The sequence below is a fragment of the Halomonas marinisediminis genome, from assembly GCF_004347715.1.
GTDB lineage: Bacteria > Pseudomonadota > Gammaproteobacteria > Pseudomonadales > Halomonadaceae > Halomonas > Halomonas icarae.
In genome coordinates, this window is the sequence record NZ_SLTR01000021.1 from 18,660 (window position 1) to 37,522 (window position 18,863).

Below are 18,863 nucleotides of genomic sequence, written 5' to 3' on the forward strand. Positions count from 1 at the left end.
CTCCTCAGTTGCCCTGGCGTGCGTGGCCCAGCACCGCCTCGAGATCATCGGGAAGCGGCGCGCGAATCCGCACCTCGCGACCGCTGGTCGGCTCGGGAAAGGCCAGCGACTCGGCGTGCAGAAAGAGCCGGGAGAGGCCCAGCCGGGCGGCGAGCTGCTGGCTCTCGCGGGAGCCATACTTGTCGTCGCCCAGCAACGGGTGCCCGGCGTGGGCCGCGTGCACACGGATCTGGTGGGTGCGACCGGTAACCGGCTCGGCCTCAAGCAACGTTACCTTCGGCAGCGCCTCACGCACCGCGAAGCGCGTGCGAGCCACCTTGCCCTCGGCATCGACACGCACCCGGCGCTCACCATTGGCCAGGGTGTAACGATCCAGGCGAGCCGCCACGAAGTCGCGGCGCACGGGCCAGCGCCCCGCCACCAGCGCCAGGTAACGCTTGTCCATCTGCTGCTGCTTGAGTGAGGCATTGAGCGCCAGCAACGCCGGACGCGACTTGGCCAGCAGCAAACAGCCCGAGGTATCGCGATCCAGCCGATGCACCAGCTCCAGGAAGTCGAGATCCTCGCGCACCTGACGCAACGCCTCGATCAACCCGATCTTGACGCCGCTGCCACCGTGAACGGCCAACCCCGACGGCTTGTTGATCACCAACCAGTCTCGCCCCTCCACCAGCACGCTGCCGGCCAGCAGGTTGCGCAGGTTGTCACTCACCTCACGCACCGCCTCCCGGGGGGTCAGCTTCAATGGTGGTATCCGCACCAGGTCCCCCGTCGCCAGCCGGGTGTCGGGCCTGACGCGCTTCTTGTTCACGCGCACCTCACCCTTGCGCACGATGCGATAGATCAGTGCCCGCGGCGCTCCCTTGATACGCGTCATCAGGAAGTTGTCGACCCGCTGGCCGTCCTGCCCTTCCGTTACCTCAACCCACTGTACGTCGCGCCCTTCGGCCATGCCGAGACTCCACTGCTCAGAACCTGCGAAAGGCGCATTCTAACGCAGTGTTCGCCCCGCCGCGCCAATTGCTGCTTATAGCGCTTGCTGTTATATTGCGGAATCGCTCCAATGGGCAAAATCGTGCCCCACAGCGCCTGCCCGACAGACACGCAGGCCGGAGCGAGACATCAGGCCGCGACGGCGCCAGTGCGTCTCGCCGCCGGTTGCAAGAATGCAATAGACAAGTGATATCGCGATAACCGCGCCACGCCCGTATCCCCCACCGCGTCCTCAGTCACGGAGCGGCGGCAGGCCACGGGACACGTTCAACAGCGTGCCGGAGGCCGGCGTTGGCGAATCGATGAATGCCAGGTGTTGGCGGTGACCGCAGGGCCGGATGGGTGACACCCACCGAGACACGTTCTGCCCCCGCCCCGTACTCAACAGGCTCATGCCGCGGCGCTGCCCCACCGGGAGCGACGCGGTCGGACGCAGCTGCGCATCCGCGACATGCGCTGAGCACAGGCACGCAGCACACAGCGGTTCGCCACGTCGCGCTCGCCGGCACTTTATCAGTGCGAGTCAACATGAAACGGATGCTCATCAATGCGACCCAGCCCGAAGAGCTGCGCGTCGCGCTGGTCGATGGACAACGCCTCTACGACCTGGATATCGAATCCGGCGCCCGAGAACAGAAGAAAGCCAACATCTATCGCGGCAAGATCACCCGCATAGAACCCTCCCTCGAAGCCGCCTTCGTCGATTTTGGCGCCGACCGCCACGGCTTCCTGCCCCTCAAGGAGGTCTCCCGCGACTACTTCGTCAAGGACCCGGACGGACGTCCCAGCATCAAGGAGGTGCTGAAGGAAGGCCAGGAAGTGATCGTCCAGGTCGACAAGGAGGAGCGTGGCAACAAGGGCGCGGCCCTGACCACCTTTATCTCCCTGGCCGGACGCTTCCTGGTGCTGATGCCCAACAACCCCAAGGCCGGCGGGATCTCGCGCCGTATCGAGGGCGAGGAGCGCAGCCAGCTCAAGGAGGCCATGAATCAGCTCAGCGTGCCGGACCGCATGGGTCTGATCGTGCGCACCGCCGGTATCGGCCGTAGCCCAGAGGAGCTGCAGTGGGACCTGGACTACCTGGTACAGGTGTGGGAATCGATCACCACCGAGGCCAGCAAGCGCTCCGCTCCCTTCCTGATCTATCGTGAATCCAATGTCATCATCCGCGCCATGCGCGACTACCTGCGCCAGGATATCGGCGAGGTGCTGATCGACAGCCCCGCGGTGCACGAGGAAGCCCTCGCCTTCATTCGCCAGGTGATGCCCTCCTACCAGCAGAAGATAAAACTCTACGTCGACGAGGTGCCGCTGTTCTCGCGCTTCCAGATCGAGTCACAGATCGAGACCGCCTACGAACGCGAGGTCAAGCTGCCCTCCGGTGGCTCCATCGTCATCGACCATACCGAGGCACTGGTCTCCATCGACATCAACTCCGCGCGGGCGACTCGCGGCAGCGATATCGAAGAGACCGCCCTGCAGACCAACCTGGAGGCGGCCGACGAGACCGCTCGCCAGCTTCGCCTGCGTGATATCGGTGGCCTGGTGGTGATCGACTTCATCGACATGAGCCCTGCACGCAACCAGCGTGAAGTCGAGAATCGCATGCGCGATGCCCTCAAGCTCGATCGCGCCCGGGTGCAGATCGGCCGCATCTCGCGCTTCGGCCTGATGGAGATGTCGCGTCAGCGTCTGCGCCCCTCGCTGGGGGAAACCAGCGGCGTGGTCTGTCCGCGCTGCAAGGGTCAGGGAACGATTCGTGACGTGCGCTCCATCTCGCTCTCCATCATGCGCCTTATCGAAGAGGAGGCGATGAAGGAGCGTAGCGCCCAGATCCGCGCCATCCTGCCGGTACCGGTGGCCACCTACCTGCTCAATGAGAAGCGCAGGGTGCTGGCCGACATCGAACGTCGCCAGGATGTGCGCGTCGTCCTGCTGCCCAGCCCCGACATGGACACGCCACACTACGACGTCCAGCGCCTGCGCGACGACCATGTCGAAGAGGACGGCAGCAAGAAGTCCAGTTTCGAGCTCTCCCTGGAGACCGATGTCGGCAAGGAGCCCGAGGCCTCCTTCGGCAAGCCGGCACAGCGAGCCGAAGCTGCCGTCAAGACCGTGATTCACCACGAACCGGCCCCCGCCTCCCTGCAGCAGGAGCCCGCGGCGGCAAAGAAGGAGGCCCCCGCCTCCCGCAAGGCCAGCGCTCCCGCTCGCAGCACCCCACCGGTAAGCGTGGAGTCCCAGGGTGGCGTGTTCGGCCGCCTGGTCAAGGGCTTGAGCAAGCTGCTGGGGGGCGACGAGCTCCCATCGAGCGATGCTTCCGGCAGCAAGTCGAGCAGCGGCGCCACTCCCTCGGGCAGTGACAAGGGCGAGCGCAAGACTGCCAGTCGCGAAGAGGAGCGCGGTGGACGCAACAATCGCCAGCGTCGCCAGCGCAATGACGAGCGGCGTGATGCATCACGTCAGGAGAGCGACCGGAGCGACCGCAGGGCGAGTGACAGCGACAACGCCGACAGCCGCAACAATCGCGGGAACCGCGGCCGGAATCGCCAGGAGAGCAGTCGTCAGGAGGGTCGCCGTCAGCAGGAGATCACCAAGAGTCGCCAGCAGGATGGCGGCAAGGGGCGCGATGACAACCGCCGCCAGAGCAGCGGTGAGAAGCGGGACCCGCGTGCGGCCCAGAAGCCGGCCGAGACCCGTAAGCAAGGCGAGGCTCAGAAACAAGGCGAGTCTCAGAAGCAAGGCGAGCCTCAGAAGTCAGCCGAAAAGCAACAGCCGGCCGAGACTGGCGCGCAGGTACCGGTGGATGATGGCAAGCCCAAGCGCACCCGCAACAATCCGCGCAAGCGTAGCCGTCAGCACGCCATCAGCCCCAAGGCGCTAGAAGAGCAGCAGCGCCTGCAGGCCGAGGCAGCCAAGGCCGAGGAAGCCAGTCCGGCCACCACCGAAGCCGAGGCCCAGCCGACCGCCCAGGACAAGCCAAACGCCAAGGCCGACACCAAGCCGGCAGAGGCCGAGCCGGTAGCCGCCAAGCAGCCGGCCTCCGAGGCAGCGGGCGACAGCCAGTCGGCCAAGAGCCAGCCTGCCGAGACGCCGAATGCCAAGGCCGACACCAAGCCGGCAGAAGCCGAGCCGGTAGCGGCCAAGCAGCCGGCCGCCGAGACCGCGAGCGACAACAAGCCCGCTGAGAGCAAGCCTGCCGAGACGCCGAATGCCAAGGCCGACACCAAGCCGGCAGAGGCCGAACCGGTAGCGGCCAAGCAGCCGGCCGCCGAGGAAGCGGCCAAGCAGCCGGCCGCCAAGGAAGCGGGCGACAGCCAGTCTGCCGAGAAGCCGACTGCCAAGGCCGACACCAAGCCGGCAGAAGCCAAGCAGCCGGCCACCGAGGCAGCGGGCGACAGCCAACCCGCCAGGAGCCAGTCGGCCAAGAGCCAGCCTGCCGAGACGCCGAGCGCCAAGGCCGACGCCAAGTCGGCAAAGGCCGAGCCGGTAGCCGCCAAGCAGCCGGCCGCCGAGGCGGCGAGCGACAATAAGCCCGCTAAGAGCCAGCTTGCCGAGAAGCCGTCCGACAAGGCCGACGATGAGTCGGTCGAGAAGGAGCCCGTCAAGGCCGAGGCCAAGGAGAGTGCAGCACCCAGCCGCGCCAGCCGCCGTCGTCGCCGTGCCCACAATGACCCGCGCGAGATCCGGCGTCGCGAGCAGGAGGCCAAGGCCCAGGAGGGCAAGCAGGGCTAACGCCTACTCCCAGGCCTGACGAACAGCGCCCGCAGCCAAGGCTGCGGGCGCTGTCGTTTATTCGGCTTGAGACGAAGGCTCAGCCAGCCAGTCGCGGCTCACGCTGGAGCTCGACACCGAACCGCTCACGAACGCTACCCGCCACCCGGGCCGCGAAGTCGAGCAGCTCTCGAGCGCTGCCACCACCGAAGTGGACCAGCACCAGCGCCTGGCGCTGGTGAACGCCGAAATGGCCATCGCGCCACCCCTTGAGACCACAGCGGTCGATCAACCAGCCGGCGGCCAGCTTGATCCGGCCATCCGGCTGAGGAAAGTGTGGCATCTCGGGATATTCGCCCAGCAGGCGCTCGGCTTTCTCGGCCGCTACCCGGGGATTCTTGAAGAAGCTGCCGGCATTGCACAGCTCTGCGGGGTCGGGCAGCTTTTCGCGGCGAATGGCACACACCGCCTCGGCCACCTCCTGCGGCGAGGGCGCTACCCCGACACGGCTCGACAGGTCACCATAGCCCAGGCGAGGCTCCGCCTGACGCGACAGGCGCATCACCAGGCGCGTGATCACAACCCGCCCTGCCAGCGCCCCCTTGAAGATGCTCTCGCGGTAGCCAAACTCGCACGCCTCGGGGGAAAGCCAGGTCAGGCTGCCATCCGCCAGATGAAGCACTTCCACGGCCTCGAGCACATCGGCCAGCTCGACCCCGTAGGCGCCGATGTTCTGGATCGGCGCGGCGCCACAGTGACCGGGAATCAACGCCAGGTTCTCGATGCCCCAGAGGCCACGAGCGGCCAGCGCCATCACCAGCCGATGCCAGTTGACCCCGGCCTCGGCATGGATTCGCACGCGCCCATTGCCCCCCTCCTCCTGCCACCAGTCGTCCATGGCAGGCTGCACCACCAGGCCCGGCAGGTGCTCAGGCAGGATCAGATTGCTCCCCCCACCCAGCAGCGTCACCGGCCAACCCCGCTCACGCGCCCCGGCCAGCGCGTCACTGAGCGCCTCGACGCTGTCGGGTGCCACGAAGCGTTCGGCGAGACAGGGCAGCCCCAGCGTATTGGCATGGCTCAGGTCCCATTGCCTCCTGATGGTCGACATCAAGGGCGTGACTCCAGGCGCGCAACGATGTCTTCGAGCAAGCCATCGGCGGCGCGCTCGACCAGATCAAGCACCTCCTCGAAGCCATCCTCGCCGCCATAGTAGGGGTCCGGAACGGCGACGTTGGGATGACCCGCAAACTCGAGGAAGAGCCCCATATGAGCATCGAGTCCCTCGGGCGCCTGCTCACGCATGGCTCGCAGGTTGTCATGATCCATGGCCAGCAGATAGTCGAAGGCGTGGAAATCGTCGCCCTTCAGTTGCCGGGCACGCAGTGAGGAGAGGTCGATGCCGCGTCTTGCCGCCGCCTCTTGCGAACGGGGGTCCGGCGCCTTGCCCTCGTGCCAGGAGGCGATGCCACAGGAGTCGACGTCGACACGCTGGCCCAGCCCCCGAGCCTCGAGCTGGCGCCGAAACACCCCTTCGGCGGTGGGCGAACGACAGATATTGCCCAGACAAACGAACAGGACGCGCATCAGACTCCTCCTTGGGGGTTTTCCTGCTCCAGCAGTGCCCGTACCCGGGCCAGATCCTCTGCGGTATCGACACCGGCAGGGTGGGATTCACGGGCCAGCGCCACCTGGATGGCATGCCCATGATGTAGTGCTCGCAGCTGCTCCAGCTGCTCGAGACGCTCCAGGGGAGACGGTAACCAGTCACCATACTCGGCGAGGAAGGCGGCCCGGTAGGCATAGAGGCCAATATGGCGCAACCAGGCGCCACCCTCTAGCGCCTCGGGACTCCCCGCGATGGCCTCGCGATCCCCGGATTCGCTATCCCAAAACTCCCTACCCCAGGACTCTCTATCCCAGGGGATGGGGGAGCGCGAGAAGTAGAGCGCGCGACCATCCTGGCCACGCACCACCTTCACCACATTGGGATTGAACAGGACCGCCGCCTCGGTGATCGGCTCGGCCAGCGTGGCGATCGAGGCACCCGGATCGTCGAACAGCCGGGCGGCGACCTGGTCGATCAATCCCGGCGGGATCAGCGGCTCATCGCCCTGAACATTGACCAGCACGGCATCCCCATCGAGCCGCAGCTGCTCGGCCACCTCGGCCAGCCGGTCGGTACCGGAGGGGTGGTCCGCCCGCGTCATCACCACCTCCGTACCCAGCGGCGCCATGGCCTGGGCGATGCGCGGATCGTCGGTCGCCACCACGACCCGGCTGGCACCACTCTGACAGGCGCGCCGCCAGACATGCACGACCATCGGTTCGCCCGCGATCTCGGCCAGCGGCTTGCCGGGCAGTCGTGATGAGGCATAGCGTGCCGGGATGATCGCAATGAACTCTCGGTCAGCCTTGCTCCTGGCCTCGGCCATCAGCGCTCTCCCGTGCGTCCGGGAGAGTCATGCAGCTTCTCGTCGACGGAGAGCTGTCGCGCCTCCTCGGGCAGCATGACCGGAATGCCGTCGCGAACCGGATAGGCCAGGCCATCATAGAGGCAGTGCAGCTCCTCCTCCTCGCGACGATACTTGAGCTTGCCCTTGCACATCGGGCAGACCAGCAAAGCCAGCAGCTCCTTGTCCATCATATTCCCCTTCACTGTTGTGGCGTGCCGATATCGACTCGTCTCGCGAATTCATGACTCCCCGGCTGCCGGAGCGGCATGACACCCGCACCGGCCAGCCAGTCGTCGAACCAGGCCACGAAGCCTGGTTCAGGCAGGGCCTCGACCTCCAGCACCCAGCTGTCATCGGGCGCCAGGTCACGGCACTTGACGGCATCCTTGGCGGTCATCACCAGCGGGCGGCCATCCTCGAAATGGAGTTCATCGGCGCGGAAGCGATGATGATCGCCGAACGGGTGCGGGATCACCGCGACGCCAAGCCCCCTCAGGGTGTCGAAGAAACGCGCCGGCCGACCGATGCCGGCCATCGCATGGACCGGCCCCGCAAAGGGCGTCTCATCGATGGGGTAGCGCCTGCCATCAACGAGGCGGCGCCAGCCGGATGGCACCAGCGTCATGCGCCGGCCATCCAGGGGCAACGCTACCCGAGGCTCTCCATTGACCAGCATCGCATCGATGCTCTCCAGCCGCGACAGCGGCTCGCGCAGCGGCCCCGCCGGCAGGCAGCGACCGTTGCCGAAGCCGCGCACCCCATCCACCACCACCAGCTCCAGATCACGCCCCAGGGCCAGGTGCTGCAGGCCATCATCGCTGACCAGAATATCGCAGCCGGCCTCGAGCAGGCGTCGGGCACCGCGGGGACGCTCGGGGTCCACGACCACCGGCACCCCGGTCTGGTCGGCCAGCATGCGCGGCTCATCTCCGCAGACGGCGGCGGGCGTCGTTGCTTCGACCAGCTGCGGATACTCAGCCCCTTGCCCGCCATAGCCCCGCGACAGGATACCCGGCCGCCAGCCCTGGCCGTTCAGGTGCTCCACCAGCCAGGCCACCAGCGGCGACTTGCCGGTACCACCCAGGGTCAGGTTGCCCACCACGACCACCGGCACCGGTGCCCGCCAGACCGGCTTGCGACCGCTGGCATAGGCGGCGGCACGCCGACGCACCCCCCAGCGATAGAGCACCTCCAGTGGCCTCAGTGCCGCCAGCCAGGCGTCTCCACGATAGGCGGCCCTGAGCCAACGCTCGCCAAGCTGGCTCATGCCGGATCGGCCTCCTGGAACTGCAGGCGGTGCAGGGCCGCCACAATGGTCGCCATCGCGCCGTCCTGCAAGATCCTCATATCGGGACGGCCTCCTGGAACTGCAGGCGGTGCAGGGCCGCATAGGCGCCGTCACGCGCCAGCAGTTCGGCATGACTGCCCTGCTCGATGATCTCGCCCTGCTCCATGACCAGGATACGGTCGGCGCGCTCGATGGTGGAGAGACGATGGGCGATCACCAGCGTCGTGCGCCCCTTGCAGACCTCTTCCAGTGCCGCCTGGATATGACGCTCGGACTCCGTATCCAGCGCCGAGGTGGCCTCATCGAGGATCAGCAGCGGCGCATCCTTGAAGATCGCCCGGGCGATGGCCAGCCGTTGGCGCTGCCCGCCGGAGAGCATCACGCCGTTGTCGCCGACGACCGTTGCATATCCCTGGGGCAGGCGCTCGATAAATTCATGGGCATGGGCAGAGCGTGCCGCCGCCTCGATGGCCGCCGGATCGGGGTTTTCCACCCCATAGGCGATATTCGCGGCGATGCTTGAGTTGAACAGTGTCACCTGCTGGGAGACCAGCGCGATCTGGCGGCGCAACGGCGCCAGGCGGTACGCATCCAGGGGAACATCATCGATCAGGACCCGGCCGGCACTCGGGCGATAGAACCGCGGCAGCAACCCCACCAGGGTCGACTTGCCGCTGCCCGAGCGGCCGACAATCGCCACCATCTCGCCTTCGGCCACCTCGAGATCGATGCCCTTCAACACCTCCGGCTGCCCCTCGGCGTAGCGAAAGGTCACCCCTTCCAGCGTGACTCGGCCGGCAAGCCTTGCGGGCTCATGGGTCCCCTCGTCGGGCTCGGCCGGCTCCTCGAGCAGGCCGAACAGCTCCGACGAGGCGGCCAGACCCTTCTGGATCTCGCTGTTGACCTCGGTGAGCTGTCTCACCGGCTTGGCCATCAGTGAGGCGGCGGTAATGAAGGCCACGAACTCGCCGGCGGTCATGTTGGCCATCAGCGCCGGTGACATGGCCAGCCACACCAGCACCGCCAGGGCCTGGGCCACCAGCAGCTGGATCACCGGGGTGCTGACCGCCTTGGTCAGTGCCTCCTTGAGGCTCTGCTGACGATTGTAGTCACTCACCTTGGCGAAGCGGGCCTTCTCATAGGCCTCGGCACCATGGGTACGCACTACCCGGTAACCCGAGAGCGCCTCTGACGCCACATGGGTCACCTCGCCCATGGAGGCCTGGATACGCCCCGAGAGGCGTCGGAAGCGCTTGCTCGTGTAGCTCACCACCCCGCCGATCAATGGCGTCACCGCCAGAAACAGCAGGGTCAGCATCCAGTTGGTCCACAGCAGGTAGATGACCAGGCCGATCACGAAGAGCCCCTCGCGAAGCAGTATGGTCACCGCCTTGGTGGCCGCGCCGGTGACCTGCTCGACGTGGTAGGTCACCCGCGAGATCAGATGGCCGCTGGAGTGGCTATCGAAGAAACGACCCGGCAGATGCAACATGTGATTGAAGACATCGCAGCGCAACACATGCACGACGTTGCGTGCCACATTGCTCATGAAGTAGGTCCCGAGGAAGGTCCCCAGCCCTCGTGCGGCAAACATCCCCACCACGAAGAGCGGCAGGAACAGCCGAAAGGCGGCATCGGGCTCCTGAATCCCGTCGATCAGGCGCTTCATCATCTCCGCCAGGGCGGTACTGGAGGCGGCATAGATGGCATAGCCGAAGATGGCCAGGGCAAAGGAGCGCCAGTAGGGGCGCACATAGCGCAGCAGACGGCGATAGAGCGTCAGGCTCGACTGCTGGGAAGCGTGTTGAGAAGTCCCGATGGGAGTCACGGTGTCTCCGCTGGTCTGGGTGAGGCAATGTGCGCTGCACGCTCCGTGGTGGCGATACGTACACGCTGAATACCGTTCAGGCCAGCCTGGTCGAGGGCTCGTACCACGTCGGCATGGCGGGCCTGGGCATCCGCCTCTATCACCAGGCCATGCTCGCGTCCCTGATCCGCCTCGTCGGCCAGGGCAGGCCCCAGGGATTCGGCATCCAGATCGCGCGTCCCAAGCCGGTAGCCCCCCTCGGCGGTGACCACCAGCGTCACCGGCGAAGGCTCGGCGGCACTGCCGGAGAGCGACTCCGGCAGGGTGAGCTCGAGCGCCTGGCGCGTCTCGAAGGTCGTCGATACCATGAAGAAGATGAGCAGCAGAAACACCACATCGATCAGTGGGGTGAGGTTCACCTCCACCGGATCACGCCGTCGTCGCGGAAACCTCACGGGTGCCTCACCTCTGGCGCCAGGCGACCATCGGCCTCCACGCGCTCGGCATCGCGGGCCGGGGTCTGGCCTTCGGCCAGGCTGATGGCGCTGCCATGGTGAGCCAGGAACTCCACCACCTGGCCGGCCTGTTCCTCCATGCGTACGGTGATATCCTCGACCCGGCGCTGAAAGTAGCGGTGAAACATCAGCGCAGGAATCGCCACGGTAAGGCCCGCGGCGGTGGTCACCAGCGCCTGGGAAATGCCACCGGCCAGATCGGCGGTACGACTCGCCCCATCACCCGCAACGATCACCGCAAAGACCTCGATCATGCCGACCACGGTACCGAGCAGGCCGATCAACGGAGCGATGGCCGCGATGGTACCCAGCGGGTTGAGGAAACGCTCCATATCGTGAATCACCGCGGTGGCGGCCTCGGTCAGTCGCGACCTGACCTGCTCATGGCCGAGTCCGGCGTTGCGCAGGCCAGCGGCAAGCACGCCGCCCAGGGGTGAGTGACTCTCCAGCCAGTAGAGGTTGACCTGGCCACGGGTAATCAGGCTACACACCTCCTGGCCCAGCCCGTGCGGGGCGATGCGCCCGGCGCGCAGGGTCCACAGTCGCTCGATGATGATGACCGTGGCCAGCAACGAGCAACCCAGCAGCGGCAGCATCAGCCAGCCCCCGGCGATCAGGGCCTCCATCATGTCCATGCGCACATCCTCTCCGGTAGCCGCGGTCATCCCACCGCGTTTACGGCGATTCTAACGCAAGCTGCCCGCAATCGACACCGGGCCGGATGCCGGCGCGTGCCGCATTCGGCCCTGCCAGCTCGCCCCCACCGAGACGAAACGTCAGGGCACCGTCCAAGCCGGTACTCCACTGGCAGGCCCCGACACGTCGAAAGCGCCTGACCACCTCGGGGGCGGGATGGCCGAAGGGGTTATGCCGCCCCACGCTGTACACCAGGTGGCGAGGCACGAGCGCCTTGACCAGCTCTGCTCCGGAACTGGTTGCGCTGCCATGATGTCCGGCCAGCAGCACGCTCACGGGGCCGCTTACCTCGTGGAGCAAGCGACGCTCATGCTCCCTGCCCAGGTCGCCGCTGAGAAGCAGGCGGTGATCACCCACCGTGACCTCCAGCACGCAGGAGCGGTCATTGTCCGGAAGCCCCTGGGCTGAGGCCGGCGGCCACAGCAGACGAAAATCGACGTCATCACGCCGCCACTGACGACCAGCCAGACAGGGCTCGACCCTCTCCCCCGGCAGCGCGGCCGGTGGCCCCAGGTAGCGCTCGACCTCATGCAGCGCGTCGAGAGTCGCCACCCCGCCGGCATGGTCGTTGTCGTCGTGGCTGACGATCACCATGTCGAAGGCTTGCGTCCCTGGCCACAGCGACTCCAGCGGTGTGAACCCCGACGCGAAACGTGGCCCGGTATCATAGAGCAGTCGATAACTCCGGGTACGCAGCTCCACCAGCAGCCCTTGACCCACGTCATGGACCCTGACCTCCACCTCTCCTGGCGGCAGGCGTGGGGCTTGCCAGAGCAGCGGGACCAGCCCCAGCAGCAGGGTGGCGACAATCCGCAGGCGCCTATCGAGGCCGGGCACTCCCCACAGCATGGCCAACGCCAACAGCGACAGCGCCACCGGCAATGTCTGCCCCGGTTCGGGATACCAAAGCGGCAGCCGTGCGACCATCGCCTCCAGCAGCCGGGCCAGGCCATCCGTCAGCCGGGCAAACAGCCACCAGCAGGCAGCCATCACCCCCGGCAGGGGCGCCAACAGCCAGCCCAGGAGCCCCAGGGGAACCAGCAGGCCGCTCACCAACGGCACCGCGATGAGGTTGACCAGCGGCGCGGCCGGCGCCAGGCGCTCGAAGGCCAGCAGCACGGCCCCCCCCATCGCCGGGGCCAACATCAGCTGAGTGCGCACCAGCCCCCACAACCAGCCACGTATCCCCCGGGGGCGCGGCCTGCCCTGCCAGAGAAGAATCAGCATGGCCACCGCAGCGAAGGAGAGCCACAGCCCCGGTCGCCAGGCACTGAGCGGGTCGAGCAACAGCACCACGGCGAGTGCCAGCCACCACCCCTGCCAGGGTCCCGGTGCATGGCGCCCGCTGGCCACCCAGAGGCCCACCAGGGCCATGATCAGGGCTCGCAGCGCCGGCGGCTCGAGCCCCGCCAGCAGCGCATAGCCGCTCGCTCCCAACGCCGCCAACCACCAGGGCCACACCGCCAGACGCCAACGTCCCGGTGTCAGCAGGCGTGCCACGCCTCGCCCCAGCAGCAGCACGACGCCCGCTACCAGGCTCACATGAAGCCCGGAGATCACCATCAGGTGGGTGGTGCCGCTGGCATTGAGCAACGCCCAATCGCCATCGGAGAGTCGCTCGCTGGCTCCCAGAGTCAGGGCGGCCAGCCAGCGACCCGGCCGGGCAGGAAGCTCCTGGTGGTCGAGCAGCGCCAGCGCCATCTGCCGCGGATCGACAGAGGCTGCCGAGAGTCGCTGAGGCGCCGGAGACTGACGAACATAACCGGTGGCCTGGATGCCCTCGCGCCATAACCAGGCGCGATAGTCGAAGGCGCCGGGATTGGCGAGCCCGCCGGGCGGCCTCAGCCTGACGGTGAACCGCCAGCGTTCACCGGTCATCATGGGAGGCGGCGCATAGGCGTTGAGACGAACCCGATTCAGGCGCCGACAGGGTAGCCGGTGTGAGCGAAGGGGTTGGCAACGCTCCACGCTGACGCCGAGTCGTGTCACCCTGCCCCGCTCGACCACCGACTCGAGCCGGCCCTCCAGCATCAGGTCGACCCCGCCCAGCCCGGGGGGAAGCTGCCCGCCCTGCACGATCAGCACGGCGCTCGCCATCCAGGCCACCGTCAACACACCCGCCACCGCACCTCGCCAGCGCAGGGCCAGCGCCACCAGCAGCGCCAGGCCCACCCCTTCGGCGAGACCCGGCGGCGGATTGGCCCCCAGCCCGATACCCGACAGCACGGCAAGGGCCAGGGGAAGAGCCCATCCTCTTGGCATTGCCTGGCTCCGGCAATCGGGGCCTAGGCCCCATAACGAGGAAGACCACAGGTGCGGCCCCACAGTCTTGTATGGATAATAGGACAGGTCACGATGCCACGAACCAGTGCCCATGCCGCGCCGCCTGCTACAGCGCTATATGCCACATCCGGACGCCCTGAGGCGTCAGCGCTCGCTACGCTTCATGAGCGCCTTGATCGGCGACCCCGCACTATGGGTGCTGAGCCGTCGCAGCGTGGCCAATGCCTTCTCGGTGGGCCTGTTCAGCGCCATGCTGCCGATCCCCTTGCAGATGGCCATCGCCGCCGGGGGTGCCAAGCTGGCGCGCTGCAATCTGCCCCTCTCGGTGGGGCTGGTATGGGTCACCAATCCGCTGACCATGCCGCTGATCTTCTATGCCAACTATCGCCTCGGCGCCTGGTTGATGAACATCCCTGGCCGGGAGGCTCCCGAGCGCCTCTCCCCCCACTGGGTCGCCGAGCGTCTCGGCGATATCCTGCCGGCGCTTGCATTGGGATCGGTGGTCATGGCGGTGATATTGGCCCTCGTTGGCAACCTGGCGGTGCGGCTATTGTGGCGCTGGCAGGTCTCGCGAAGCTGGAAGGCTCGCCATCGGCGCCGGCGCCGGGCCGGCTGTGACGAGACCCTCTAGGGTACCCATCAGCCTGTCCGGGATCACCGTCTCCTTCGCCCCAACGCGAGCGGCCGCCTCGAGAGGCGGCCGCTGCAATCCTGGCCAAACTTGACCCACAGGGTCGCCTACCCGCGTGGCTGCTCGCTCAGGCGTCCATCATCGAGGCGCAGGACACGGTCCTGATGGGCCGCCAGGGCCGGGTCGTGGGTGACGATGACAAAGGCGCAGGCGGCGGTACGGGCCAGCTCGTCCATCAGAGCCAGAATCCCGGCCGCAGTGTGCTGATCCAGATTGCCGGTGGGTTCATCCATCAGCACCAGGCTGGGGTCGGTGACCAGCGCCCGGGCGATCGCCACCCGTTGGCGCTCGCCGCCCGAGAGCTCGCCGGGCTTGTGGTCGGCACGTGATGCCATGCCCACCTTCTCCAGCAGCTGCATGGCAGCGTCTTCTGCAACCCTCTTGCGCTGACCACGCACGATCAGGGGCAAGGCCGCATTCTCGACGGCGGTGAACTCGGCCAGCAGATGGTGGAACTGATAGACGAAGCCGATATGCTGATTGCGAAACCGTCCGAGTGCCGCCTCGCCAAGGTTCGACAGTGACTCTCCGGCGATGCGTACCTCACCGCGGCTCGGCAGGTCCAGCCCCCCCAACAGGTTGAGCAGGGTGGTCTTGCCCGACCCCGAACTGCCGACGACGGCGACCCGCTCGCCGGCATTGACGGTAAGGGAAAGACCATCGAGCACGGTGATGTCCTGGGGACCCTCGCGGTAGATACGCGTCAGGTCGTGACACTCCAGCATCGTCTGCCCGAAGGTACGTTGCATGGAAATCTCCTGATTGAGGCTCGAAGCGTTACTCATAGCGCAACACCTCCGCCGGCTGCACGCGGGCAGCCCGCCATGCCGGATAGAGGGTAGAGAAGAAGGTCAGCACCAGGGCCGAGGCGACGATATTGCCCACATCATCCCAGTGGAGTCGCGAAGGGAGGTTGCTGATAAAGTAGACACCGGCGTCGAGGAACTGGATCCCGAACACCGTCTCGACCCAGTCGATGATGTCGGAGATGGTCAGCGCAAGCAGCACGCCAAGCCCCACCCCCACCAGAATGCCGATGATGCCGATGGCCAGACCCTGGACCACGAAGATGCCCATGATCGACCGAGGCGTGGCCCCGATGGTGCGCAGGATGGCGATATCGGCGTGCTTGTCGGTGACCACCATGACCAGCGTCGAGACGATATTGAAGGCCGCCACGGCGATGATCACCGTCAACAGCAGCGCGATCATGCGCTTCTCCATCTGGATTGCCTGGAAGAGATTGCCGTGGGAGAAGGTCCAGTCGTAGCCGCGGTAGCCAGCCCCCAGCTCGTTGACGATCGTGCGTGTCTCGGCGCTGGCGGCGAACAGGTCATCGAGCTCCAGGCGCAGCCCTCCCACCGCATCCCCCAGTCGCGCCAGGGTCTGCATATCCTCGATATGGGCATAGGCCAGGGCGGCGTCGAGATCGGCCCCGACGCTGAAGATACCGCTGACGGTGAAACGCTTGAGTCGCGGGAAGACGCCAGCCGGAGTGATCGAGGCCTCGGGCACCAGCAGGGTAACGCGATCGCCGACCCCGACCCCCAGACGCCGCGCCAGGATGGAGCCGAGCACGATATTCCATTCGCCGGGCTCGAGATCGGCAAGGCTGCCCTGCTGCATGTTATCACCGATGATCGATACCCTGTCTTCCCACTCAGGGTGGATGCCGTTGACCATGGCACCTTCATTGCGCCCCCCCACCGAGAACATCCCCTGTTGCTCCACATAGGGAGCCGCGCCGATGACCCGTTCACGCTCCATCAGCCGCTCGGCCAGCGCCTCCCACTCCACCATGCCTGTGCGCGACTCGATCTTGGTATGGGGTACCATGCCCAGGATGCGCGTGCGCAATTCATGATCGAAGCCGTTCATCACCGAGAGCACCAGGATCAACACGGCCACGCCGAGCATCAGCCCCAGCATGGAGGTCAGCGAGATAAAGGAGATAAAGTGGTTGCGGCGCTTGGCGCGCACATAGCGCAACCCGATCAGGAAGGGCAGTCTATCCAGCATGATGGCATTCCTTGTCGGCGAGGGCCCCATGGCAAGGCGGGTGAGCCTGCTGTAAGGCGGCGGGCGCTCATGGTAAGGCTTTTGCGCTGCCACTGCATCGCCGACAGGGGCTAATTCACAGGATTTGCACGGACCCCGCCGATAGGGGTCGCGAATTCCGGGTGAGGCCCGGGCATGCCGATGCAGGCCCCCTGGGCGAAGTCCACGCCCAATGCCTGCACCCTCTCCAGTACCGCGACGTTGTGAACGAACTCCGCTACCGTAACGATGCCCATCTCGCGGGCAAAGCTTACGATACCCCGGATCAGGGTCTCGGCATCGCTGTCGGTGTCGAGCTGACGCACCAGGCTTCCGTCGATCTTGAGCAGGTCCACGTCGAGACGCAGCAGATGCTCGAAGCTCGAATACCCACTGCCGAAGTCATCGATGGCGATCCGTACCCCCAGCGCCTTGGCGCGAACGATAAAGGCGCTCACGGCGGCATAGTTGTCGACCCCCTCGGACTCGAGGATCTCGAAGATGAGTCGATCGCCGGCGCCACTGTCGGCCACCCGCGCCAACAGTGCCTCGCTGATTTCCGGATCGACGATATCCTCGCTTGAGAGGTTCAATGAGAACTCGTGGGGCGTCTCGTCCACCGCCACCAGGCAGCGATCGACCATGGTCAGCGTCAGGCGATGATAGAGTCGGCTGCGTCGGGCCACCTCCAGGAAGGCACCGGGGCCGATTACCTCACCATCCCGTTCCACCATGCGCACCAGACATTCGAACTTTTCGACACGCCCGCTCACCGTATCCATGATCGGCTGAAAATAGGATACGATCCGGCTCTCATCCAGGGCCTCTCCCAGCCGATTGGCCCAGGCCAGGTTGCGCTCATAGTTGCGTCGTACCTGCACGGCCGGGTCATAGAACACATAGGGGCGTGATTCGACACGCGCCTGCTTGAGGGCGATGCTGGCCGAGGACAACAGGGTGTCCTGGCCCGCCTCGAGCCGCCAGGTCGAGGCCACCCCGAGGGATAGCTGCACCGGGAGCTCCTGTCCTCGCCAATCGACCCGCAGCCCGCTCAGCGCCTGGTGCAGAGCCTCTACCGTGCTACGCAGGGAGCTGTCCGTCATGGTGCCGGGCAACCAGACCGCATGCTCATCTCCCGGCATGCGATACAGCTGGCCATGATGACAGCCGTGCGCCTCCAGAAGCGCCTGAAGACTGGCCGCCAGGCGCTGGATCACGCGATCGCCACACTGATGGCCAAACAGATCGTTGATCTGCTTGAAGCCGTCGACATTGACCAGCATCAGTGAGCCCTCGCGCGCGCCCTCGAGATCGGTCAACAGGCGTGCTCGGTTGGGTAGCCCGGTCAGCGGATCGGTATAGAGCGTGCGCAACTGGCGAAGCAATCCCGCCACCAGGAAGAGGATCACCCCCGCCAGCAGTAACAGGACCAGCCCGATGCCGGCCAGCAGGCGAAAGTTGACCCCGCGCATGGGCGCCAGAACGGCATCGATTTCCGCCTGGGGCACCGCAATGCCGAACACCATTCCGGCACGGGTCGCGTCGTGATAGAGCGACCAGCGCTGCCCCGCCAGGGTGATATCGAGGCGCTTCATGCCCTCTCCCGCCGAGAGGGCATCAACCTCTCGATGCAGTTCCAGGGCCGACACCTCATCGATCAATCGCTGTGCCCGCTGCAGATCCTCGGCGACCGCCAGGCTGGAGAGGTTTCGATTGTCCTTGTCCACCAGGAAGGCGAAGGTGTTCGGTGTGACCTTTATGCCGCTGACCATGCTGATGATATCGTCGGCGACCCAGTCGCTGCCCGCCATGCCCACCACTCGCCCCACACCATCACGTACCGGCACACTGACACTGACCACCGCGTCGTTGATATTCGGCTTGAAGTAGGCCCCGGTCCAGTGGGGCTGGGGACTGCCTTCACGCCAGGTATCGAGACGGGACTGTAACGCCTCCGGCTGCATCCAGCCTCGCTCCAGAGGCTCGACGACCACCTGTGTGCCATCACGATGAGCAAACATGGCAATCGGCCGTGACAGTCGAGGAAGCCACAGGGTGGCCCCACTGGCGTCGGTGAACTCCTCCAGGGTCTGCCTAAGAATGCCTGAGACGTCGGCCTCCCCTGCCTCCATCTCGGTCAGCAGCACGGCGGCCCGGGACAATCCCCAGCCATTCTGCTCCATCCGTCGATGATGGGCATCGATGCGGTCGAGGTTGGCATTGAAGGTTTCCACGATCTGCCGCTCACGCAGCTCGGTGAGGGCCCCCTCGGCATGGCGCAAGTTAAGCGAAGAGAGCAGCCACATGCCGCCAAAGAACAGCAGTACCAGCAGCGCCAGCAGTAACATGATCGTGGGCCGGCGCCCAAGCAAAACGCGCCGAC

At 66.2% G+C, this 18,863-nt stretch carries 15 protein-coding genes; 2 read left to right on the plus strand and 13 right to left on the minus strand.

Annotated features, from left to right (window positions below):
• Positions 1-4 precede the first annotated feature (4 nt).
• Positions 5-952 carry an RluA family pseudouridine synthase gene (locus E0702_RS13720; RefSeq protein WP_132044782.1) on the minus strand — a complete coding sequence of 316 codons (948 nt, stop codon included), beginning with the start codon at positions 950-952 and terminating at the stop codon, positions 5-7.
• A gap of 569 nt (positions 953-1,521) precedes the next feature.
• Here E0702_RS13720 and rne point away from each other — a divergent pair.
• The gene (rne, locus tag E0702_RS13725; protein ID WP_132044784.1) at positions 1,522-4,728 is read left to right on the plus strand and encodes a ribonuclease E; all 3,207 of its coding nucleotides are present in this window, start codon (positions 1,522-1,524) and stop codon (positions 4,726-4,728) included.
• Between the two features lie 79 nt (positions 4,729-4,807).
• On the opposite strand, the gene murB is transcribed toward rne, so the two are convergent.
• From murB to E0702_RS13770, 9 genes are all read right to left on the minus strand, one after another.
• Complete coding sequence (murB, locus tag E0702_RS13730) at positions 4,808-5,818, minus strand: UDP-N-acetylmuramate dehydrogenase (RefSeq protein ID WP_132044786.1); 1,011 nt, start codon at positions 5,816-5,818, stop codon at positions 4,808-4,810.
• Positions 5,818-6,294 carry a low molecular weight protein-tyrosine-phosphatase gene (locus E0702_RS13735; protein ID WP_132044788.1) on the minus strand — a complete coding sequence of 159 codons (477 nt, stop codon included), beginning with the start codon at positions 6,292-6,294 and terminating at the stop codon, positions 5,818-5,820. Before E0702_RS13735 ends, murB begins: the two co-directional genes overlap by 1 nt.
• Positions 6,294-7,142: a 3-deoxy-manno-octulosonate cytidylyltransferase gene (gene kdsB / locus E0702_RS13740; protein ID WP_132044790.1), complete on the minus strand. Its 849-nt coding sequence runs from the start codon at positions 7,140-7,142 to the stop codon at positions 6,294-6,296. Before kdsB ends, E0702_RS13735 begins: the two co-directional genes overlap by 1 nt.
• On the minus strand, positions 7,142-7,351 hold the full coding sequence (locus E0702_RS13745; RefSeq protein ID WP_132044865.1) for a Trm112 family protein: 210 nt from the start codon (positions 7,349-7,351) through the stop codon (positions 7,142-7,144). The genes kdsB and E0702_RS13745 overlap by 1 nt, the downstream gene beginning before the upstream one ends.
• 11 nt (positions 7,352-7,362) lie before the next feature.
• The gene (lpxK, locus tag E0702_RS13750) at positions 7,363-8,430 is read right to left on the minus strand and encodes a tetraacyldisaccharide 4'-kinase (protein WP_132044792.1); all 1,068 of its coding nucleotides are present in this window, start codon (positions 8,428-8,430) and stop codon (positions 7,363-7,365) included.
• Between the two features lie 76 nt (positions 8,431-8,506).
• The gene (gene msbA, locus E0702_RS13755) at positions 8,507-10,279 is read right to left on the minus strand and encodes a lipid A export permease/ATP-binding protein MsbA (RefSeq protein ID WP_240721763.1); all 1,773 of its coding nucleotides are present in this window, start codon (positions 10,277-10,279) and stop codon (positions 8,507-8,509) included.
• Positions 10,276-10,713: an ExbD/TolR family protein gene (locus E0702_RS13760; RefSeq protein WP_132044794.1), complete on the minus strand. Its 438-nt coding sequence runs from the start codon at positions 10,711-10,713 to the stop codon at positions 10,276-10,278. Before E0702_RS13760 ends, msbA begins: the two co-directional genes overlap by 4 nt.
• The gene (locus E0702_RS13765; protein WP_202597157.1) at positions 10,710-11,408 is read right to left on the minus strand and encodes a MotA/TolQ/ExbB proton channel family protein; all 699 of its coding nucleotides are present in this window, start codon (positions 11,406-11,408) and stop codon (positions 10,710-10,712) included. Before E0702_RS13765 ends, E0702_RS13760 begins: the two co-directional genes overlap by 4 nt.
• Before the next feature lie 40 nt (positions 11,409-11,448).
• Entirely contained in the window at positions 11,449-13,731 is a 2,283-nt protein-coding gene (locus tag E0702_RS13770; protein WP_132044796.1) for a DNA internalization-related competence protein ComEC/Rec2, read from the minus strand.
• A gap of 112 nt (positions 13,732-13,843) precedes the next feature.
• On the opposite strand from E0702_RS13770, the gene E0702_RS13775 reads away from it, so the two are divergent.
• Positions 13,844-14,383 carry a DUF2062 domain-containing protein gene (locus E0702_RS13775; RefSeq protein ID WP_132044798.1) on the plus strand — a complete coding sequence of 180 codons (540 nt, stop codon included), beginning with the start codon at positions 13,844-13,846 and terminating at the stop codon, positions 14,381-14,383.
• A gap of 107 nt (positions 14,384-14,490) precedes the next feature.
• On the opposite strand, the gene E0702_RS13780 is transcribed toward E0702_RS13775, so the two are convergent.
• The 3 genes from E0702_RS13780 to E0702_RS13790 form a co-directional block, all read right to left on the minus strand.
• Positions 14,491-15,192, minus strand: a complete 702-nt coding sequence (locus tag E0702_RS13780) for an ABC transporter ATP-binding protein (protein WP_237561913.1) — start codon at positions 15,190-15,192, stop codon at positions 14,491-14,493.
• 28 nt (positions 15,193-15,220) lie between these two features.
• Positions 15,221-16,462, minus strand: coding sequence for a lipoprotein-releasing ABC transporter permease subunit (locus E0702_RS13785; protein ID WP_132044805.1), 1,242 nt, complete (start codon positions 16,460-16,462; stop codon positions 15,221-15,223).
• A 110-nt stretch (positions 16,463-16,572) separates the two neighbouring features.
• Entirely contained in the window at positions 16,573-18,828 is a 2,256-nt protein-coding gene (locus tag E0702_RS13790; protein ID WP_165927534.1) for an EAL domain-containing protein, read from the minus strand.
• Between the last annotated feature and the right edge of the window lie 35 nt (positions 18,829-18,863).